The 16,356-nt window shown below is 61.8% G+C and carries 15 protein-coding genes and 1 pseudogene; 13 read left to right on the top strand and 3 right to left on the bottom strand.

Going from position 1 to position 16,356, the window contains the following annotated elements; genetic code table 11:
* Nucleotides 1-9 precede the first annotated feature (9 nt).
* Both EH165_RS01680 and EH165_RS01675 read right to left on the bottom strand, forming a co-directional pair.
* The gene (locus EH165_RS01680) at nucleotides 10-2,319 is read right to left on the bottom strand and encodes an MMPL family transporter (RefSeq protein WP_124797753.1); all 2,310 of its coding nucleotides are present in this window, start codon (nucleotides 2,317-2,319) and stop codon (nucleotides 10-12) included.
* Nucleotides 2,320-2,382: 63 nt separating this feature from the next.
* The gene (locus EH165_RS01675; RefSeq protein ID WP_164479070.1) at nucleotides 2,383-3,087 is read right to left on the bottom strand and encodes a TetR/AcrR family transcriptional regulator; all 705 of its coding nucleotides are present in this window, start codon (nucleotides 3,085-3,087) and stop codon (nucleotides 2,383-2,385) included.
* A 200-nt stretch (nucleotides 3,088-3,287) separates the two neighbouring features.
* Between EH165_RS01675 and ypfJ the strand changes: the two genes are divergently transcribed.
* From ypfJ to EH165_RS01660, 3 genes are read left to right on the top strand one after another with little or no spacing between them, the layout of a single operon-like run.
* Nucleotides 3,288-4,283 (top strand): KPN_02809 family neutral zinc metallopeptidase, encoded by a 996-nt coding sequence (ypfJ, locus tag EH165_RS01670; protein WP_124797751.1) that lies wholly within the window; start codon nucleotides 3,288-3,290, stop codon nucleotides 4,281-4,283.
* A 47-nt stretch (nucleotides 4,284-4,330) separates the two neighbouring features.
* Entirely contained in the window at nucleotides 4,331-5,404 is a 1,074-nt protein-coding gene (locus tag EH165_RS01665; RefSeq protein WP_124797750.1) for an NAD(P)H-quinone oxidoreductase, read from the top strand.
* Nucleotides 5,405-5,456: 52 nt separating this feature from the next.
* The gene (locus EH165_RS01660; RefSeq protein ID WP_124800230.1) at nucleotides 5,457-6,035 is read left to right on the top strand and encodes a bacterial proteasome activator family protein; all 579 of its coding nucleotides are present in this window, start codon (nucleotides 5,457-5,459) and stop codon (nucleotides 6,033-6,035) included.
* A gap of 7 nt (nucleotides 6,036-6,042) precedes the next feature.
* On the opposite strand, the gene dgoD is transcribed toward EH165_RS01660, so the two are convergent.
* A complete protein-coding gene (dgoD, locus tag EH165_RS01655; RefSeq protein WP_124800229.1) occupies nucleotides 6,043-7,188 on the bottom strand; it encodes a galactonate dehydratase in 1,146 nt (381 codons plus the stop codon).
* An 84-nt stretch (nucleotides 7,189-7,272) separates the two neighbouring features.
* On the opposite strand from dgoD, the gene EH165_RS01650 reads away from it, so the two are divergent.
* The 10 genes and pseudogenes from EH165_RS01650 to EH165_RS01610 all read left to right on the top strand — a co-directional run bounded on the left by EH165_RS01650 (nucleotide 7,273) and on the right by EH165_RS01610 (nucleotide 16,352).
* Nucleotides 7,273-8,499 carry a CaiB/BaiF CoA transferase family protein gene (locus tag EH165_RS01650; RefSeq protein ID WP_124797749.1) on the top strand — a complete coding sequence of 409 codons (1,227 nt, stop codon included), beginning with the start codon at nucleotides 7,273-7,275 and terminating at the stop codon, nucleotides 8,497-8,499.
* A 42-nt stretch (nucleotides 8,500-8,541) separates the two neighbouring features.
* The gene (locus EH165_RS01645) at nucleotides 8,542-9,288 is read left to right on the top strand and encodes a FadR/GntR family transcriptional regulator (protein ID WP_124797748.1); all 747 of its coding nucleotides are present in this window, start codon (nucleotides 8,542-8,544) and stop codon (nucleotides 9,286-9,288) included.
* Nucleotides 9,289-9,422: 134 nt separating this feature from the next.
* Nucleotides 9,423-10,586 (top strand): substrate-binding domain-containing protein, encoded by a 1,164-nt coding sequence (locus tag EH165_RS01640; RefSeq protein ID WP_124797747.1) that lies wholly within the window; start codon nucleotides 9,423-9,425, stop codon nucleotides 10,584-10,586.
* An 85-nt stretch (nucleotides 10,587-10,671) separates the two neighbouring features.
* Nucleotides 10,672-11,172: pseudogene (locus EH165_RS16970) on the top strand (ATP-binding cassette domain-containing protein); the annotation flags it as partial.
* 102 nt (nucleotides 11,173-11,274) lie between these two features.
* Nucleotides 11,275-12,174, top strand: a complete 900-nt coding sequence (locus EH165_RS16965; protein WP_479684943.1) for a sugar ABC transporter ATP-binding protein — start codon at nucleotides 11,275-11,277, stop codon at nucleotides 12,172-12,174.
* An 11-nt stretch (nucleotides 12,175-12,185) separates the two neighbouring features.
* Entirely contained in the window at nucleotides 12,186-13,223 is a 1,038-nt protein-coding gene (locus EH165_RS01630) for an ABC transporter permease (RefSeq protein WP_206426051.1), read from the top strand.
* A gap of 30 nt (nucleotides 13,224-13,253) precedes the next feature.
* Nucleotides 13,254-14,048 (top strand): enoyl-CoA hydratase/isomerase family protein, encoded by a 795-nt coding sequence (locus tag EH165_RS01625; RefSeq protein ID WP_124797744.1) that lies wholly within the window; start codon nucleotides 13,254-13,256, stop codon nucleotides 14,046-14,048.
* The gene (locus tag EH165_RS01620; RefSeq protein ID WP_124797743.1) at nucleotides 14,048-14,425 is read left to right on the top strand and encodes an MBL fold metallo-hydrolase; all 378 of its coding nucleotides are present in this window, start codon (nucleotides 14,048-14,050) and stop codon (nucleotides 14,423-14,425) included. Before EH165_RS01625 ends, EH165_RS01620 begins: the two co-directional genes overlap by 1 nt.
* Nucleotides 14,422-15,615, top strand: coding sequence for a glycoside hydrolase family 88 protein (locus tag EH165_RS01615; protein ID WP_164479069.1), 1,194 nt, complete (start codon nucleotides 14,422-14,424; stop codon nucleotides 15,613-15,615). The genes EH165_RS01620 and EH165_RS01615 overlap by 4 nt, the downstream gene beginning before the upstream one ends.
* Nucleotides 15,612-16,352, top strand: coding sequence for an SDR family NAD(P)-dependent oxidoreductase (locus EH165_RS01610; protein ID WP_206426050.1), 741 nt, complete (start codon nucleotides 15,612-15,614; stop codon nucleotides 16,350-16,352). Before EH165_RS01615 ends, EH165_RS01610 begins: the two co-directional genes overlap by 4 nt.
* Nucleotides 16,353-16,356: the final 4 nt, after the last annotated feature.

The following is a 16,356-nucleotide window of genomic DNA, read 5'->3' as shown; positions in this document are numbered from 1 at the left end:
GCCCTCACCTCAGAGTTTGGCGTGCTTTCCACGGTTCACATCGGGCACCCGAACCTCAGGCGCGGAGGCGTCGTGGTCCTCAGCCAAAATGGTCAGCAACTTTTCGCCCTCGATATCAACATTCGGGAGCGACTTCTGCAGCCACTTCGGCAGATACCAGGCGGCATTACCGAGCAATGTCATCGCAGCCGGCACCAAAGTCATCCGCACCACAAACGCATCGATGAGCACGCCGAATCCAAGCGCAAATCCGATGGACGCGATGATGGTGTCAGGGGCCAAGATGAAGCCAGCGAAAACGCTCGTCATAATGATCGCCGCCGCCGTCACCACCCGGGCGCCATGGGTAAAGCCTGACCGCACAGCCTGTTTCGCATCGCCCCCGTGGACGAACGACTCCCGCATGCCGGACACCAAGAAAACCTCATAGTCCATGGCGAGACCAAAAAGCACACCGGTCAAAAGGATCGGCAGGAACGCCACAATGGGCGCAGGCGTTTCGATCAGCCCGAACCATCCCCATTGATAGATGGCCACCACGGAGCCGAAGGCCGCAGCGATGGACAACAGGAACCCGAGTGCCGCTTTGATCGGCACCACTATCGAACGGAAGACCAGCATCAGCAGCACCAACGCCAAGCCGATCACGATGATCAGATACACGGGCAGTGCCGCAGCCAACTTCTCCGAGACGTCAATGACCACGGCGGTCTGGCCCGTCACTGCGATCCGACTGCCGGTTGCTTGCCCCCATCCCACGGCTTGGTCGCGGATGTTGTGCACCAAATCTTCAGTCGCCGAGTCGGACGGCCCCGATTGCGGCACCACAGAGATGGCGTAAAAGGTTTTGTCGACTGAAGCCCCTGCTACCGCGGCGTTTTGAACATCTGGGATGGCAGTGAGATCGGTCAGGACTGTGCCGAGCGCTTGCTGTCCCTTGGCTGCGTCGTCCACAGCCACCGTGATGATTAACGGGCCGTTGAATCCTGGACCAAAATTGTCGGCCAACAGGTCATAGGCCTTGCGGTTAGTTGCGTCCAGGGATTTGACGCCGTCGTCCGGCAGGGACAGATGCAATTTGGTGGTCGGAATAGCCATGACGAGGAGCCCGAGGATGCCCACCAACAGCACCGGAATGGGATATTTGGTGACAAGAGCGCCCCAGCGGTTACCGCGCTTTTTATCTTCGCCCTCTGCTGCCACTACCGTGCGCGCTCCGGAGTCCGAAACAACGGTAGATGCCAACGCCGCGCGGCCCTTGCGCCCCAGAATCCTCGCCCCGGCAAAAGAAAGTAGAGCCGGCAGCAGCGTGATGGCAATCAGTACCGCAATCGCCACAGTGCCTGCTGCCGCAACGCCCATCACCGAGAGGAAGGGGATCCCGACGACGGTCAGCGCCGCGAGCGCGATGACGACCGTCAGGCCAGCGAAGACCACCGCTGAGCCAGCAGTTCCTGTTGCCCGACCGATGGACTCGTTCACGCTCATCCCGGCGGCCATCTGCTTGCGGTGTCGGGAAACGATAAAGAGCGCGTAGTCGATGCCGACCGCAAGCCCCAGCATCAGCGCGAGAATGGGCGCAGTGGAGGTCATTTCGACCCAACTGGACGCAATGGTGGTCAGCGATACGCCGATTCCGATACCGAGAATTGCCGTCAGCAACGGCAGACCCGCCGCCACCATCGATCCGAAGGTGATCAACAGAACGATCAGCGCCACGATCACGCCGAGGCCCTCGGTGGATCCAATGGCCGGAGTTTGCTTGACTGCCGCGCCGCTGAGCTCGACCTGGAGGCCGCTAGCCCTTGCGGTGCCAGCGATTTCCGCCAGGGAAGCCTGCGCTTCGGCGGGGATGGCTGTGATCTGCCCCTTCAATTGCACCGTCGCGAATCCCACGCGCAGGCTCGGCGGGGCCAGCACCGGGGTGGCTTTAGGGTTGCTCGGCGCGGGAATCCCGCCGGCCAAAGTGGCTTGCCCCGTCAATGGATTGACGACCGCTTCCACCCCAGGCACCTTGGACACCGCATCAATCGCGGTGCCGATCGCGGCGGCGTACTCGGGGTCTGTGAGCTTCTTGCCTTCGGGCGCAGCGAAGACCATCCGTCCCGTCGATCCCCCAGAGGTCGGGATCCGCTCGGACAACTCGTCGATGGCGGTTTGCGCAGCCGTTCCAGGGATCTTGATCGACTCACCCAGCGGGGGCCGATCCGGCAAGAATGCAGCACCCGCTGCGGCAAGCAGCAGCACGACCCATACGATAAGCACCGCCCAGCGTCGGTGGGAAGCAAACTTGCCGAGGCGGTAGAGCAGGGAGGCCATGAAAACTCCTGAGAATAACGACTGTGGGGGACGACGAACGGACCGCGAAAGCTCTGGTGGTCCCTATCCAGGATTGGTGCGGCGCAACACTTCCAACGCACTCAGATCCAAAATGCCGAAGGCACGCTCCAGCGAGGCGTAGAGCGTGGGTCGGCCACCGGGGCGGCCAGCTGCCAGCCACGTGTCGATGCTGACCTGGCAGGCCGTCATGCTAAAACCGGCAATGGCGTGCGCCACCACATCATTGGACGCCAGACCCAACCGGCCCGCGATTACCTCGGCAATCGAGATCACAATCTGATCGTGCTGAAACATCAACTGCATCTTGACTTCCATCTCTGTGGAAGCAATTTGGAAGAAAGTGCCGAACTCTTCGGTGACGTCGTCGGCGATCATCGAGACCAGCGTGCGAAGGATTTCGTGGAGGGGGATCGAAGGGTCGGCGAGCCTCATGTAGGACAAGGTGCGGTCTACTTGTTCATCCTGAATGGCGGCCACGCATTCGGCTTTGCTGGCGAAGTAATTGGAGAACGTTCGCCGGGACACCCCTGCCGCATCAGCGAGCTCGGCGATGGTGAAACCGTCATAGCCGCGCTGGACGGTGAGTTTTACGGCAATTTCGGCGAGCTCTCGGCGCGTGGCGTCTTTCTTGCGCGCCCGCAAACCACTGAAGGGCTTGGTGTCGGCGAGATGAGCGCGAACTGGTTGGTCGGTGAACACAATGCCGAGAGTAGCGGAGAACATTGCCCACTGCGCAAAATTGCCCACCGGGCAACACGGGCACTTCATTCTGGCTGTTGGATGTCCGTACAGGGTGTCAGGTGTTTGATGTCTCGGGCGAGTGGTGACCTACTCTGCAGTGAATCCCTCGAGCCTCGAGGGCGTAGTTTCATCCTCCGTTACCCCGCCTGCTCCCCTAGCAGCTACCCCCTCGTAGCGGCCACCACTGAAAACAAGGACAACTGCTCATGAGGTTCAACGATAAGGCTCGGCTGGACACGTCGCAGGTTCGCGACCAGCGCGGCGGGGGCGGATCCGGTACCGGTTCAGGTGGCCTCGGCTCCATGTTCGGCGGCAGCTCCGGGAACCAAAGATCGGGCGGCGGGCTCGGGGGGCTGGCCAAGGGCGGGGGCGGGATCGGTGTGCTCGTCGTCATCGGCGTCGTGATCTACACACTTGTCACTGGCAATAGCGGCGGCGGCGCTGGTGGGTTGCTCAACCAACTCTTGGCTGGTGGCAATTCCAGCAATGCCCAAGCTGACACCAAGACTCTGCAAAAAGAATGCACTACCGGAGCCGACGCCAACACCAACTCCGATTGCGCACTGGTGGCCATCATCAACTCGGTGCAGGGCTACTGGACCGACCAACTCGCGGCATCCGGAACGACCTATCAAGAGACGGACTCCGTGTGGTTCACCGGCCAGGTCAGCACGGGTTGTGGAAATGCCAGCTCCAGCACCGGTCCGTTTTACTGCCCCGCAGATCAATTGGTCTATGTCGATCTCTCGTTTTTCACCACCCTGAAAACCGACTTCAAAGCCAACGATCTGATCTTTACCCAGGCTTACGTCCTCGCCCACGAATACGGCCATCACGTCCAGAACCTGCTGGGCACGTCTAACAAAGTGGGCTCAGCCGCTGGACCCGAGTCCGGATCAGTGCGATTGGAACTCCAAGCCGATTGCTACGCCGGCGCGTGGGCCAACCACGCGACGACGGTGCCGGGCGCCGACGGTCAAATTCTCATCGCGGATGTCAACCAAACCGATATCAATGGCGCCCTCGACGCAGCGGCAAAAATTGGCGACGACTACATCCAATCAACACTGGGCAGCGGCACCGTCGACGAATCCTCCTTCACCCATGGCAGCTCGAAACAACGCGAGAAATGGTTCATGACGGGTTACACCACGGGCAGCCCGGCCACCTGCGACACCTTCGGCGCCAGCAACTTGGGGTAGCCGGCAAGACCGAAACCTGAACCACACCAAGGCATAAGGAGCACACTATGTACGCCATCGTTGTGACATCGGCTGGCGGGCCGGAGCAGCTGGAGTGGCACGAGGTTCCTGATCCCGAGCTCGGACCGGGCGAGCTCCTCATCGAAGTCAGCGCGGTCGGGGTTAACCGCGCAGACACGCTGCAGCGCAAAGGCTTCTATCCGCCTCCGCCCGGAGCCAGTGACATCCTTGGCCTGGAGTGCAGCGGCACCGTGATCGCTATCGGGCAGCGGTCCGTCGCGCAAGAGGAACCAACAATTCCAGGCAACCTTGCCGTGGACGCCGGCGGCGCACTCCCCTTCGCCCGAGCCGCACAATTCGAGATCGGCCAGCGGGTCTGCGCATTGCTCAGCGGTGGCGGCTATGCCACCAAGGTCGCCGTCTCGCCGTCGCACGTGCTGCCGGTACCGAGCAGTTGGACTGCCGTGGAGTGCGCCGGGTTGATGGAAGCAGCCTGCACCGTGTGGTCCAACCTGGTGATGACCGCCCGCGCGGCCCCGGGTGAGTTGGTGCTGATCCACGGTGGCGCAGGCGGAATCGGCACCATGGCCATCCAAGTCGCACATGCGCTGGGACTCCGAACGGCCTTTACCGCGGGCTCTGATGCCAAGGTGGCGCGGTGCTTACAACTGGGCGCAGACATCGGAATCAACTACCGCACAGAAGATTTTGTCCCTGTCATGCGCGAAAACGGCGGCGCGGACATCATTCTCGACGTCATCGGCGCCCAATACCTGCAGCGCAACATCGACGCTCTTGCCGAAGGCGGTCGGCTAGTGGTGATCGGTTTGCAGGGCGGCGCCACAGCAGAGGTCAATCTGAACGACCTGCTGCGCAAGCGGGCGTCCATCGCGGCGACCGCGCTGCGCTCCCGCGCGGCAACCGGTCACGGATCCAAGGCCGAAGTTGTTGCCGAAGTAGGTGAGTATCTTTTGCCGATGATCGAAGATGGCCGGATAATGGCCCAAGTCGGAGCCGTGATGGAGCTTCCGAACGCTGCCGATGCCCACGCGCTGCTGGAATCTGTTTCGGCCCCCGGCGGAAAGTTAATCTTGACCGTTCCGGGAGCTCCGCAGTGGTGAATGTGTAGGAGTAGGAATTCCCATGACGAAGCAGCTTGGGCACAATGGGTCCATGGATATCGGCTCTCCCAATAACGACTCTCCCAATAACGGGCCCCAAAACGACGGTGAAAATCACGGCGTCCTCGTGATCGGCCCGGACGGACAGCCGATAGATCCCGCAGCGCCAAGAAGTGCGTTGACCCAGGATCCCGAGGGTCTTGACCCCACCGACGCCATTGGCGAACCCGCCAAGGTGATGCGGATCGGGACGATGATCAAGCAGCTGTTGGAGGAGGTCCGCGCTGCCCCCCTCGACGAGGCAAGTCGGGTTCGATTGATGCGGACGCATGCGCTATCTATCCTCGAACTGAAGTCCGGGCTCACGCCGGACCTCGCTGCGGAGCTCGACCGGCTCGCCCTGCCGTTCAGCGATGACGCCGTTCCTACCGACAGCGAGCTCCGGATCGCGCAAGCCCAGCTGGTTGGCTGGCTGGAGGGCGTTTTCCATGGGTTGCAGACGGCATTGTTTGCGCAGCAAGGGGCAGCCCGCATGCAATTGGAACAAGCGCGGCGACCAGCATTACCCGCTGGCCAAGGTTCGAGTGACGTAGAGGCCGGGTCCAGCCTCGGAACAGGGCAGTACCTCTAAACGCCCATCACCATTCGGCGAACGAACCATCCTCATGTCGCCAGATCGGTGAACGCCACGCGTGGCCCACTTGGTCCGCGGCACGCACGGCAACCTCGTCTATTTCAACTCCCAGCCCGGGGCCGACCGGGCGTTTGATGGAGCCACTGGTGAACGCGAAAACGGACCGGTCAAGTACGTAGTCCAGTAGCTCGGCGTCTTCGTTGTAGTGGATGCCAATGCTCTGCTCTTGGATGAGGAAGTTTGGCGTCGCAAAGGCGACTTGGAGGCTGGCGGCAAGCGACAACGGACCCAGCGGACAGTGCGGCGCAAGGCTCGCGCCAAAGGTCTCCGCGAGCGCCGCAATGCGCCGCACTTCCGAGATGCCGCCAGCGTGCGAGGTGTCAGGCTGCACCACTGCCACTCCGGATTGCAGCACCGGCAGAAACTCCTGGCGGCTAAAGAGGCGTTCGCCGGTGGCAATCGGTATCGATGTCGCATCCACTATCCCGCGCAGCAAGTGACCCTGCTCGGGCAGCACGGGCTCCTCAACGAACAGGGGGCGACTGTGTTCGAGAAGTGGCAGCACTCGCTTGGTGTTGGCGCTCGTCATTCGGCCGTGAAAATCAAGGGAGAAATCTCGGTCGCGACCAAGGACGTCACGGGCAAGTTCAGCGCGATCGATAATCGCGTCGATCTCCGCTGGCGTGGCGATCGGGCCGAGTCTCCCGCTCGCATTGAGCTTCACCGCAGTAAGTCCGGCGTCGATGCTTGCAGAGATATTGTCGGTCAGCTCGGCTGGCTCATCACCCCCCACCCACCCGTAGACGCGCACGGATTCGCGTACTGCGCCGCCGAGGAGGACATGCACCGGCACGCCCAACGACTTGCCAGCGATATCCCACAGCGCCTGATCGATACCCGCCACCGCACTGGAAAGTATTGGCCCACCTCGGTAGAACGACCCTTTAGTGAGCCGTTGCCACAGGTCCTCAATCTGGCTGGCGTCGGATCCGATGACGAGTTCGGCGAGCTGGTGCACCGCCGTACGCACTGTTTCGGCGCGACCTTCGACGACTGGCTCACCCCACCCCACGACCCCGGTGTCGGTTTCGAGGCGCACAAAAAGCCAGCGTGGAGCCACCATGAAGGTTTCGAGTCGGTCGATGCGCATCATGGCCTCTTTTTGTTAACGGTTGAAATCGTCTCAGAGCTGTGCCTAGTATGATAATACTACTTATTCTCGAAAGGATAGCCAATGAATTCACCCGCATCGATGCCGGGCGCCCTCGATGGACTCCGTGTCCTCGACGCCACCCAAATGCTTGCGGGGCCATTGGCAGCCACGCGGCTTGGCGATTTAGGGGCTGACGTCATCAAGCTCGAATCACCGGCCGGCGGCGAATTCAACCGCACGCACGGCTTCGACGATGTCCGATTCGGTGGTGAGATGACGACATTCCTTGCGGTGAATCGCAATAAGCGGAGCCTCGCAATTGACCTCAAGAATCCCGAATCCGGGGCCGTGATCGACGCGCTCGTCGCCACGTCCGATGTATTCATTCAGAACTTCCGCCACGGAACTGCCGAGCGACTCGGCGTGGGGTACGACCGACTTCACGCTATCAATCCACAGCTTGTGTACTGCTCCATCAGCGGATATGGGCCACACGGGCCCTACCGCGACCGCCCAGGTCAGGACCTCATCGTGCAGGGCTACTCGGGTTCGATGTTCTCCGTCGGCAGCGAAGGCGACGACCCGGAGCCCGGCGCATTGTGGGCCGCCGACGTGATGACGGGGTACCACGCTGCCATCGGCATCTTGGCTGCCCTCCGCGCTCGGGACGTGATCGGCATCGGTCAGCACGTGGAGATTGACATGTTCTCGGTGGTTCTTGACGCGCAGCTCCAAGAGCTTGTCACCTTTCTCAATGCGCGCCGGCAGCCGGTGCGAACAGCGGAGCCCGGCGCGCACGCCTCCATTCCCGCACCGTACGGCGTCTACCGGACCAGCGACAGCTGGTTGACGCTGGCGATGTCTCCCCTGTCCGTTCTGGGAGAAGTCCTCGACGACAACTGGCTCCGAAGTCTCACCCACTACAACGACGGTCACGTGCACAGAGACCAGGTGTACGCGCACATCAGGAACAAATTTGTCACCAAGACGACAGCGGAATGGCTCGAACTGTGCGACCGCCACAAGGTGTGGGCAGGTCCGGTGTACGACTACGCCGACATTGAAGCCGACCCCCATGTGCTCGCTACCCAGATGCTCGTGGAACAGCCGGGTTCGAACGGCACGAGTGTTCGCACCCTGCGGCCACCTATTGCATTGTCCGAGACACCCGCCTCCATCCGGCTGGGCGCGCCCGCCTTGGGGGCCGATAGCGCTGAAATCCTTGCCGAGTTGGGCTACACCGATGAGGTTCTTGATCGACTACTGCAGTCCGGCGCTGTCGAGATTCACCGCCCTCATTTGTCATAAGAACATGCACACCATCGCCCCTCGGACAGTATGCTCTCGCCTGTGAGCACCTACGCGGGCAGAGGGCTTCACGGCCAAGTCGTGAACTATGTGGGTTCTCGCATCATGCGCGGCGACCTTGTGCCGGGCGAAACCATCGATCTTGACGCGTTGCTGCATGATTTCGGCGTGAGCAGGACAGTGGTGCGTGAAGCGCTTAAGGTGCTGACAGCCAAGGGCCTCGTTGATGCCCGGCCCCGGCTCGGCACCTACGTGACGGAAAGATCGCGCTGGCAGCTCCTTGATCATGACGTCATGGTGTGGCGTTCCCAGGATGATCCTGACCCTCTGCTGGTACTTGAACTTGGCGAAGTCCGCCAAGTCATCGAGCCGGCGGCAGCCCAAATGGCCGCCGTCCGCCGATCGGACGAGCAACTTACGCGGATGAGCCAGGCACTTGCCGAGCTGGAAGAGAAATTTGATGTTGAGGGTGACCTGCACGTCGAGGCGGACTTACGTTTCCACCGCGCAGTGCTGGCAGCAGCTGGCAACGAACTCCTGGAACGATTCGAAGTCGTGCTGGAGCCCGCCCTGCACGCGCGGAATTCCCTTGTCATCCGCCACGAGAGCAGCACGGAATTTCTGCGCAAACACCGCGCGGTCTTCGAGGCGATCCAGGCTCGGGATCCGGATACCGCGCGGATGAGGATGCAGGAGTTGGTAGCAGGGGCCGCAGAAGACATCGCGTCAATTCTGAGCAAAAAGCCCTCCACCAAGGCGCTCCTCGATGCCCGCGATCGCGCGCTCTGAGGCTCATGCGCAGCTTAAAAGTTTCTCCATTTGTCTCTAGCGCACCCCTCAAAACTGTGTTTATATTACAAATGTTGCATCGAGGGTGATAGTGAGCTCCTCGGCAACCTATCCATTTGTCGCAAAGGAGCAACATGGCACTGCACCATCGTCGAATCTCTCCCGCTAGGCGTTGGATCGCCGCCGCCGGGATCGTTGGGCTCGCGCTCGCAACAAGCGGCTGTGGCTCCAGCTCGGACACAGCTGCAAGCAGCGCCAGCCCGGTAGCCAGCACCAGCGCCGCCGCCGAAACCAGCGCGGCCGCTGAGTCCAGCGCCCCCGCGAGCTCCGCAACCAGCTCAAGCGCCGCCGCTGAAACCAGCTCCGCAGCCGAGTCGAGTGCCGCAGCCCCCAGCGGAAAGACCGTCAAGATCGCCTACATCCAGAAGCAGGGTGACCAGCAGTACTTCATCGACCAAGCAGCCGGCGCCAAGGCAGCCGCTGCCGAGCTCGGAGCCGAAGTCACTGTCATCAACGTCGGTGATGACGCCAACAAGGCCATCAGCGAGCTCGACACCGTGATCGCGCAGAAGTTTGACGCCATCGCGATCGTCGTGCCCGACCAGAAGATCGGCCCTCAGGTAATTGAGGCCGCCACCAACGCGGGTATCCCCATCATCGCCAGCGATGACGCGATCTCCGACGCTGCCGGCAAGCCTGCTGCGTTCGTCGGCTTTGAGGGCACTCTTATGGGCGAGAAGGTGGGTACGGAAGCAGCCAAGCTCTTCAAGGAAAAGAGTGGCTGGACCGCCGACAACACGAAGATCATCCGTGTCTCCAAAGAAGACCTTCAAACCTGCGAAGACCGCAACGAAGGCGCACTCGCCAAGTTCAAAGAGGGCGCAGGGGTTGACCTACCGGTAATCAAGATCGGTTCGGACGCCACGCAGATCGACTCACTGGACAAGACTTCGGCCGCCATTACCGCCAACCCCGGTGTGGATCACTGGGTTGTCTGGGGCTGCAACGACGAGTCAGTGACCGGAGCTGTGACCGCACTTCAGAACTCAGGGGTCACCGCCGACAACATTGTGGGAATCGGGCTTGGTGCCTACCTGATGTGCAAGGACTGGGTGGCAGGTGTGGAATCCGGGAACCGTGCGGCCCTGTACATCAGCGGCAGAGATGTCGGTAAGGCCGCTGTGAAGGTACTGGTGGACAAGGTACGGAACGGGACTGAACTGCCGGCAAAGACCTCAGCGGATACGACGATCGTCGATCCGGCGACCTTCAAGGACGCGGGAGTGGCCTGCAGCTAATCAACAGACCAGTGAGGGGGCGGGCGCTAAGCACTGCAGCGCCCGCCCCCTCACTGGCAAAGTTCCCAAGAAAGTGGCGCGCTATATGGCAACAACAATCTCGATCACTGGCCTCACAAAGACATTTACCGGGGCAAGGGCCCTGCGGGGGGTCGATCTGGCCGTCGACAGCGGCGAAGTGCTGGCGCTGCTGGGAGAAAACGGGGCGGGAAAATCAACCCTGCTGAAGATTCTCAGCGGCGATTACACCCCCGATGGAGGAACGATCCTTTTGGATGGTGAGCCCACCAATTTCAAGTCCGCCATCGACGGCAGGCGAAGCGGCATTCGGGTCATCGCCCAAGAACCGGAAATTATCAAAGATGTATCAGTTGCCGAAAATATCTTTGTCGGAAGCCTCCCGCATCGCGGGCGTATTTTCTCGGCGTCAACCCTACGGGCTCGTGCGATCAGCGCACTCGAGAAGTTTGGGTTTGCCGATGTACTCAACGCCGACGCGTTGGGGTCTACGCTCTCGCCCGCGCAGCGACAAATCGTCGAAATCATGCGCGCACTCGTAGATTCCCCCCGGGTCATCGCGTTCGACGAGCCGACGTCATCTCTCACCGAGAACGAAGTAAATGCGCTTTTCCGGTTGATCCGCCGGTTGCGGACCGATGGAGTGGCGATCATTTACGTCTCGCACCGCATGCACGAAATCTTCGAAATCGCCGACCGCGTGGCAATTCTCCGCGACGGCGAGCTAGCGGGCGTGCGCATGTTGAAAGAAACATCCGAATCCGAACTGGTGCGCCTTATGGTCGGCCGCGAACTCTCGTCGCTCTTCGAACGACGCCGAGTGACGGGCGGCGCAGTGGTCCTGGCCGTGGACGACCTCACCAACGATCTCGTGCACAACGCCAGCCTCACCGTCAGGGCCGGCGAGGTCGTCGCGCTAGCCGGGCTGATTGGGGCTGGGCGGTCTGAATTGGCTCGCACCATCATCGGCGACCTTCCCCATGCGAGCGGTTCGGTGAGCGTTGCGGGAAAACAACTGTCTCTACGGTCCCCCCGTGACGCCATCCAGGCAGGCATCGGATTGGTGCCGGAGGAACGCAAGGCACAGGCTCTACTCCTGCAGCGCAGCGTCCGAGACAACATCAGCCTGTCCATCCTTGACCGGATCACGTCCTTCCGGATCGTGAAGCGCGCGCAAGAGCGGTTGATAGTTCAGGGGCTTGCGGACCGCATGCGCGTCAGGACCCCCGATATCGAAACCGAGGTCGGCAACCTCTCGGGAGGAAACCAACAGAAGGTGGTCTTGGGGCGTTGGCTCGCCCGCAAACCCAAAGTGCTCATCCTTGACGAACCAACCCGCGGCGTGGACGTCGGCGCCAAAGCCGAGATCTACGCCGTCATCGACCAGCTAGCCAATGACGGTATGGCCATCCTCGTGATCTCCTCAGAGCTCCCAGAAGTGCTCGGCCTTGCCGATCGAATTCTGGTGATGCAGGGAGGCCGGATTGTGGGCGAACTCGACCACACGCAAGCGTCGGAAGAGGCCGTGTTGAGCCTGGCGCTGCCCCACTCTGAAACCGCAACACTATGAAGGAGTCACCCGTGTCCACGACCCAATCGGCGTCGAAAATCAGCGACCCAACTCCCGGCGGCCCGGGTTCCCCGTCACCACTACGCGTCGTTCTCGCGCGGGTGGGTGTTCAGAACGTCAGTTTGCTGATTGCCCTCATCCTCCTCATTCTGGTGATCGGCGCCCAGAACCCGAACTTCTTCGGATTCAGAAATATCGTCGCTATTGGCTCAGCCATCACCGTCTTCGGCCTCCTTGCGATAGTGCAGACCCTTGTCATCCTTCTCGGCGCCCTTGATATTTCCGTGGGCTCGATGACAGGACTGTGTTCGGTGGTGGGCGCGATGGTCTTCACCGCGACCACGCAATCGCTCCTCGGAATTCTGTCAGCCATCTTCGTCGGCATGTTGTGCGGTCTCGCCAACGGCTTGATCATCGTCTACGGGCGGGTGAACCCCGTGATCGCAACACTGGCGACCCTGGCCGCCTTCAAGGGGCTCGCGCAGATCGTCTCCGGTGGTAAGTCGCAGGGCTACACCAGCAGCGACCCGGTCTACAAGGCACTTGGTCGGGGCGAGTGGTTCAGCATCCCGATCCTCATTTACATCTTTGTGGTCATCGCCATCATTGTGGGTCTCGTCCTCAAATACACCGATATCGGCCGAAACATCTATGCCATCGGCGGCAACGACACCGCTGCTCGTTTGGCTGGCATCAACATCAACCGCTACATCATCGGCGTCTATCTCGCCGTGGGAGCTGTTGCGGGACTTGCGGGCATCCTTCTCACCGCACGCACCGGAAGCGGCCAGCCGATCTCCGGCAGCGAGGGCCTCGAGCTCGAGGCGATTACTGCCGCGGCTCTCGGCGGCGCGGCACTTCAGGGCGGCAAGGGCACCATCGTCGGCACCGTGCTCGCCGTAGTTCTGCTCGGCGTCCTCAGTAATGGTCTGACTGTGCTCGGGGTCAACCCGTTCTGGCAGAACGTTGCCAAGGGATCCCTGCTCGTGATTGCTGTCGTCATCCAACAGCGCCGCTCGGGCCAACGCGCCGTCGGTCTGCCCACCTGATCCCTCCACCCCTATAAAGGACACAGCCTCATGGCCGGACATACCGACGGCGCGATCACCGTAGAGCACCACGGACACATCGCGCACGTGGTACTCGATAGACCAAAGAAGCTCAACGCGATGACGGTGGCAATGGATCACCAGATGAACGATCTGGTGCACGCATTGAACAACGATGCGAATGTCCGGGTAATTCTGCTTTCCGGGGCTGGCGACCGAGCGTTCTCTGCCGGTAGCGACATCACCGACCTGGACGAGTACGGGGACAACTGGAGTTATCGCAACCGATTCGACGCGCGGACCGACTATGCGCGCGCCATGTGGCTCAATCGCAAGCCGGTGGTGGCGGCGATCCACGGCTATTGCATCGGTGGCGGGCTCGAAATGGCGTGCGCGTCCGACATCCGGATCGCGACACCCGAGGCCTCGTTTGGAGCAGGCGAGATCAAATGGGGCTGGCACGGCGGTTCCGGCCAAACACAGCTCCTGACTCACCTCATTGGGCCGGGCTACGCCTCCCGGCTACTGCTCACCGGGGATCGGATTGACGGCGCCGAGGCCCTGCGAATCGGGCTCGTACAGCAGATCGTGCCATTTTCTGACCTTATCGACACCGCGATGGCAGTGGCGCTGACGATCGCCGGAATGTCGCCGATCGCGGTAGAAAAGACCAAGAGCATGGTGCGACTTGCCCAAAACGCGCCCCTCGACGTCGCCCTGCTGGCCGAGAACGACTCATTCGCCTATCTCATGATGACTGAGGATGCGGCGGAGGGTCGTGCGGCGTTCGCCGAGAAGCGCCCGCCGGTGTTCAAGGGTCGCTGATGACGGAGAATCTTCCGTCGCTCAGCACGTTGGCGGCGGGAGTTCATGGGGTGATTGCCCCGCTCGGCGATCGTTTTGTGACGATGTATCTCGTCGTGGGGAGCGCATCGGCCCTGCACTTCGATGGTGGCACCGACGGTATGGTCGATGAGTTCGTACTCCCCGCACTTACCGAATTGGGGCTGGAACCCCCCGACATCAGCCACGTGGTGATGTCGCATTGCGACGTTGACCACTTCGTTATCGACCTGGGCGATACGGGAACCGAAGGCGCGCTTGCCTTCCCGGTCGTAGGTCACCTCGAACGCCTTCGGGCATCGGGACAAATTCGGCGAACCCAGGACAGGGCCGGTATTCCTGCATGGACCTTCGCATGAGCGCCGCCGCACCAGATACCGCCCCAGAGGACGTTGCGTGGGGCTCGGGCCGTTACGTAGCCGCCGACGACGCTGCATCCGCGTTGGCAGACACCCGCCGGGCTGGCGCCCCAGCACACCACATCGACTCTCCGGCTTTGGCCGCCGAAGTGGCTGACCGCCTCATCGATCTCGCGTTCTCCACGTGGGGGTTCGGCGACTCGGTCGCCTTCGACGCGCTCGTCACTGCGAGCGAAAGGCTGGGCGATGAGAGGTGGGCGCGGTTTGCTCACGGCTGGGGCAGAGCCTGGGCGACACGGGCGCAACCCTTCGTGCGTCTCGATTGCACCGCTCCGGGGCGGGCGCTCGCGCACCTGGCAGTTCGCTACCAGGACGCGCAACTACTAGCAGCGCTTCGACAGCTGGCCGATTACTTGATGAGCCGCCCGGTTCTGAACGGTGTGTACGAAACGTGGCAGAGCTCGCCGCTGCTCAGTCCTTACAGCGGGGTCCCCCTCGACGGCGAGCAGACCGCGCTGTTGGCTTCGCCGCCGCCGGGGGTGTTCGTCGACTGCCTGCATTTCGACCCACCATTTCTCGTCGCACTGGGCCTGGCTACGGGAGAGAGCCGCTATACGGATGCCGGCATTGACCAAGCCTTGGGGTACATCGCCTTGCTACAGACCGATTCCGGGCTGTTTGATCATTTTGCTCTGCGGGGACAGCCGCAGACTTTCGGCCCGGGGTGGGGCCGCGGGCAGGGCTGGGCGATGCTCGGGATGCTGGACGTCCTTGAGTCCCTGCGGGAAAACCCTGCGGATAAGCATGCCGAAATACTCGCCATCACCACGTCCGTGGAACGCCTGTTACGGCAGATGATCGCGTTGCAGCGATCCGACGGGCATTGGTACGCGGTGGTCACTGATTCACTTTCCGGCAACGAATTTTCCACCGCGGCCTTTATGGTCGTAGCGCTCGCGCAGGCGGTGCGGATGGGCGTACTGCAGGATGTAGAGGTGATAGAACCGATGCAGCGAGCTCGGAAGGCCGTTCTCGCTTCCCTCGACGCGGACGCTCAACTCCGCGAAGTCTCGGCAGCGGTCTACGCGTCCACCGAACCCAGCCACTATGCTTCAGTACCAAGAGGTTTCGTCGTTCCATGGGGGCAGGGCCCGGCCCTGCTCGCACTCCTTGCGGCGGTGATGACGTGAGCGGCGGCTCGGTGTTGATCACCGGCGCTGGCAACGGTATCGGCGCCTCGACAGCGCTAGCGTTTGGGGCAGCTGGTCGGGACGTCGTCGTCACCGACGTGGATCCGGGTGCCGCGCAGGTGGTGGCGCACCAGATCACGGACGCCGGTGGTCACGCCACCTTCCACGGCCTCGACGTCGGCGATTCAGCGGCGTGGCATAAACTGGCCGCGGATCTCGAAAAGGAAAACCGGCTGCCGTCCGTCCTTGTGAATAACGCATTCCAGCAAGTGTGGGGCGCCGCCCACGAACTTGCCGAAGCCGACTGGGAGAGCCAAATCTCGGTCAACCTCACTTCCATCTACCGGTCCGTTCGCGCATTCCACGCCGGCTTGGTCAAGCACGGTGGCTCGATCGTGAACGTTTCAAGCGTTCACGCCATCGCCGCCCGCCCTAGCAGGCCTGCCTACGCGGCAGCCAAAGGTGGCATCGTCTCGCTCACTCGGCAGCTGTCGGTCGACTATGCACCCGAGGTGAGGGTTAACTGCGTCATTCCCGGGTCCATCGAGACCCGGATTTGGAGCGCGGCACAGGGAACGGACCGGGAGCTCGCAGCGAGCATTATTAGCCTGGGACGGCTGGGACGTCCCGAGGAAGTGGCTTCGGTCATTCTTTTTCTCGCCAGTGATGCGGCCTCGTATATAACGGGCGCCTCCATCGTCGTCGATGGCGGACAGTCCACCTGGGCAGCGGTGTGACAGG

This window comes from Nakamurella antarctica (genome assembly GCF_003860405.1).
Lineage (GTDB): Bacteria > Actinomycetota > Actinomycetes > Mycobacteriales > Nakamurellaceae > Nakamurella > Nakamurella antarctica.
The sequence above is the reverse complement of the archived record's forward strand: the minus strand, read 5'-3'. Positions and strand labels throughout refer to the sequence as shown.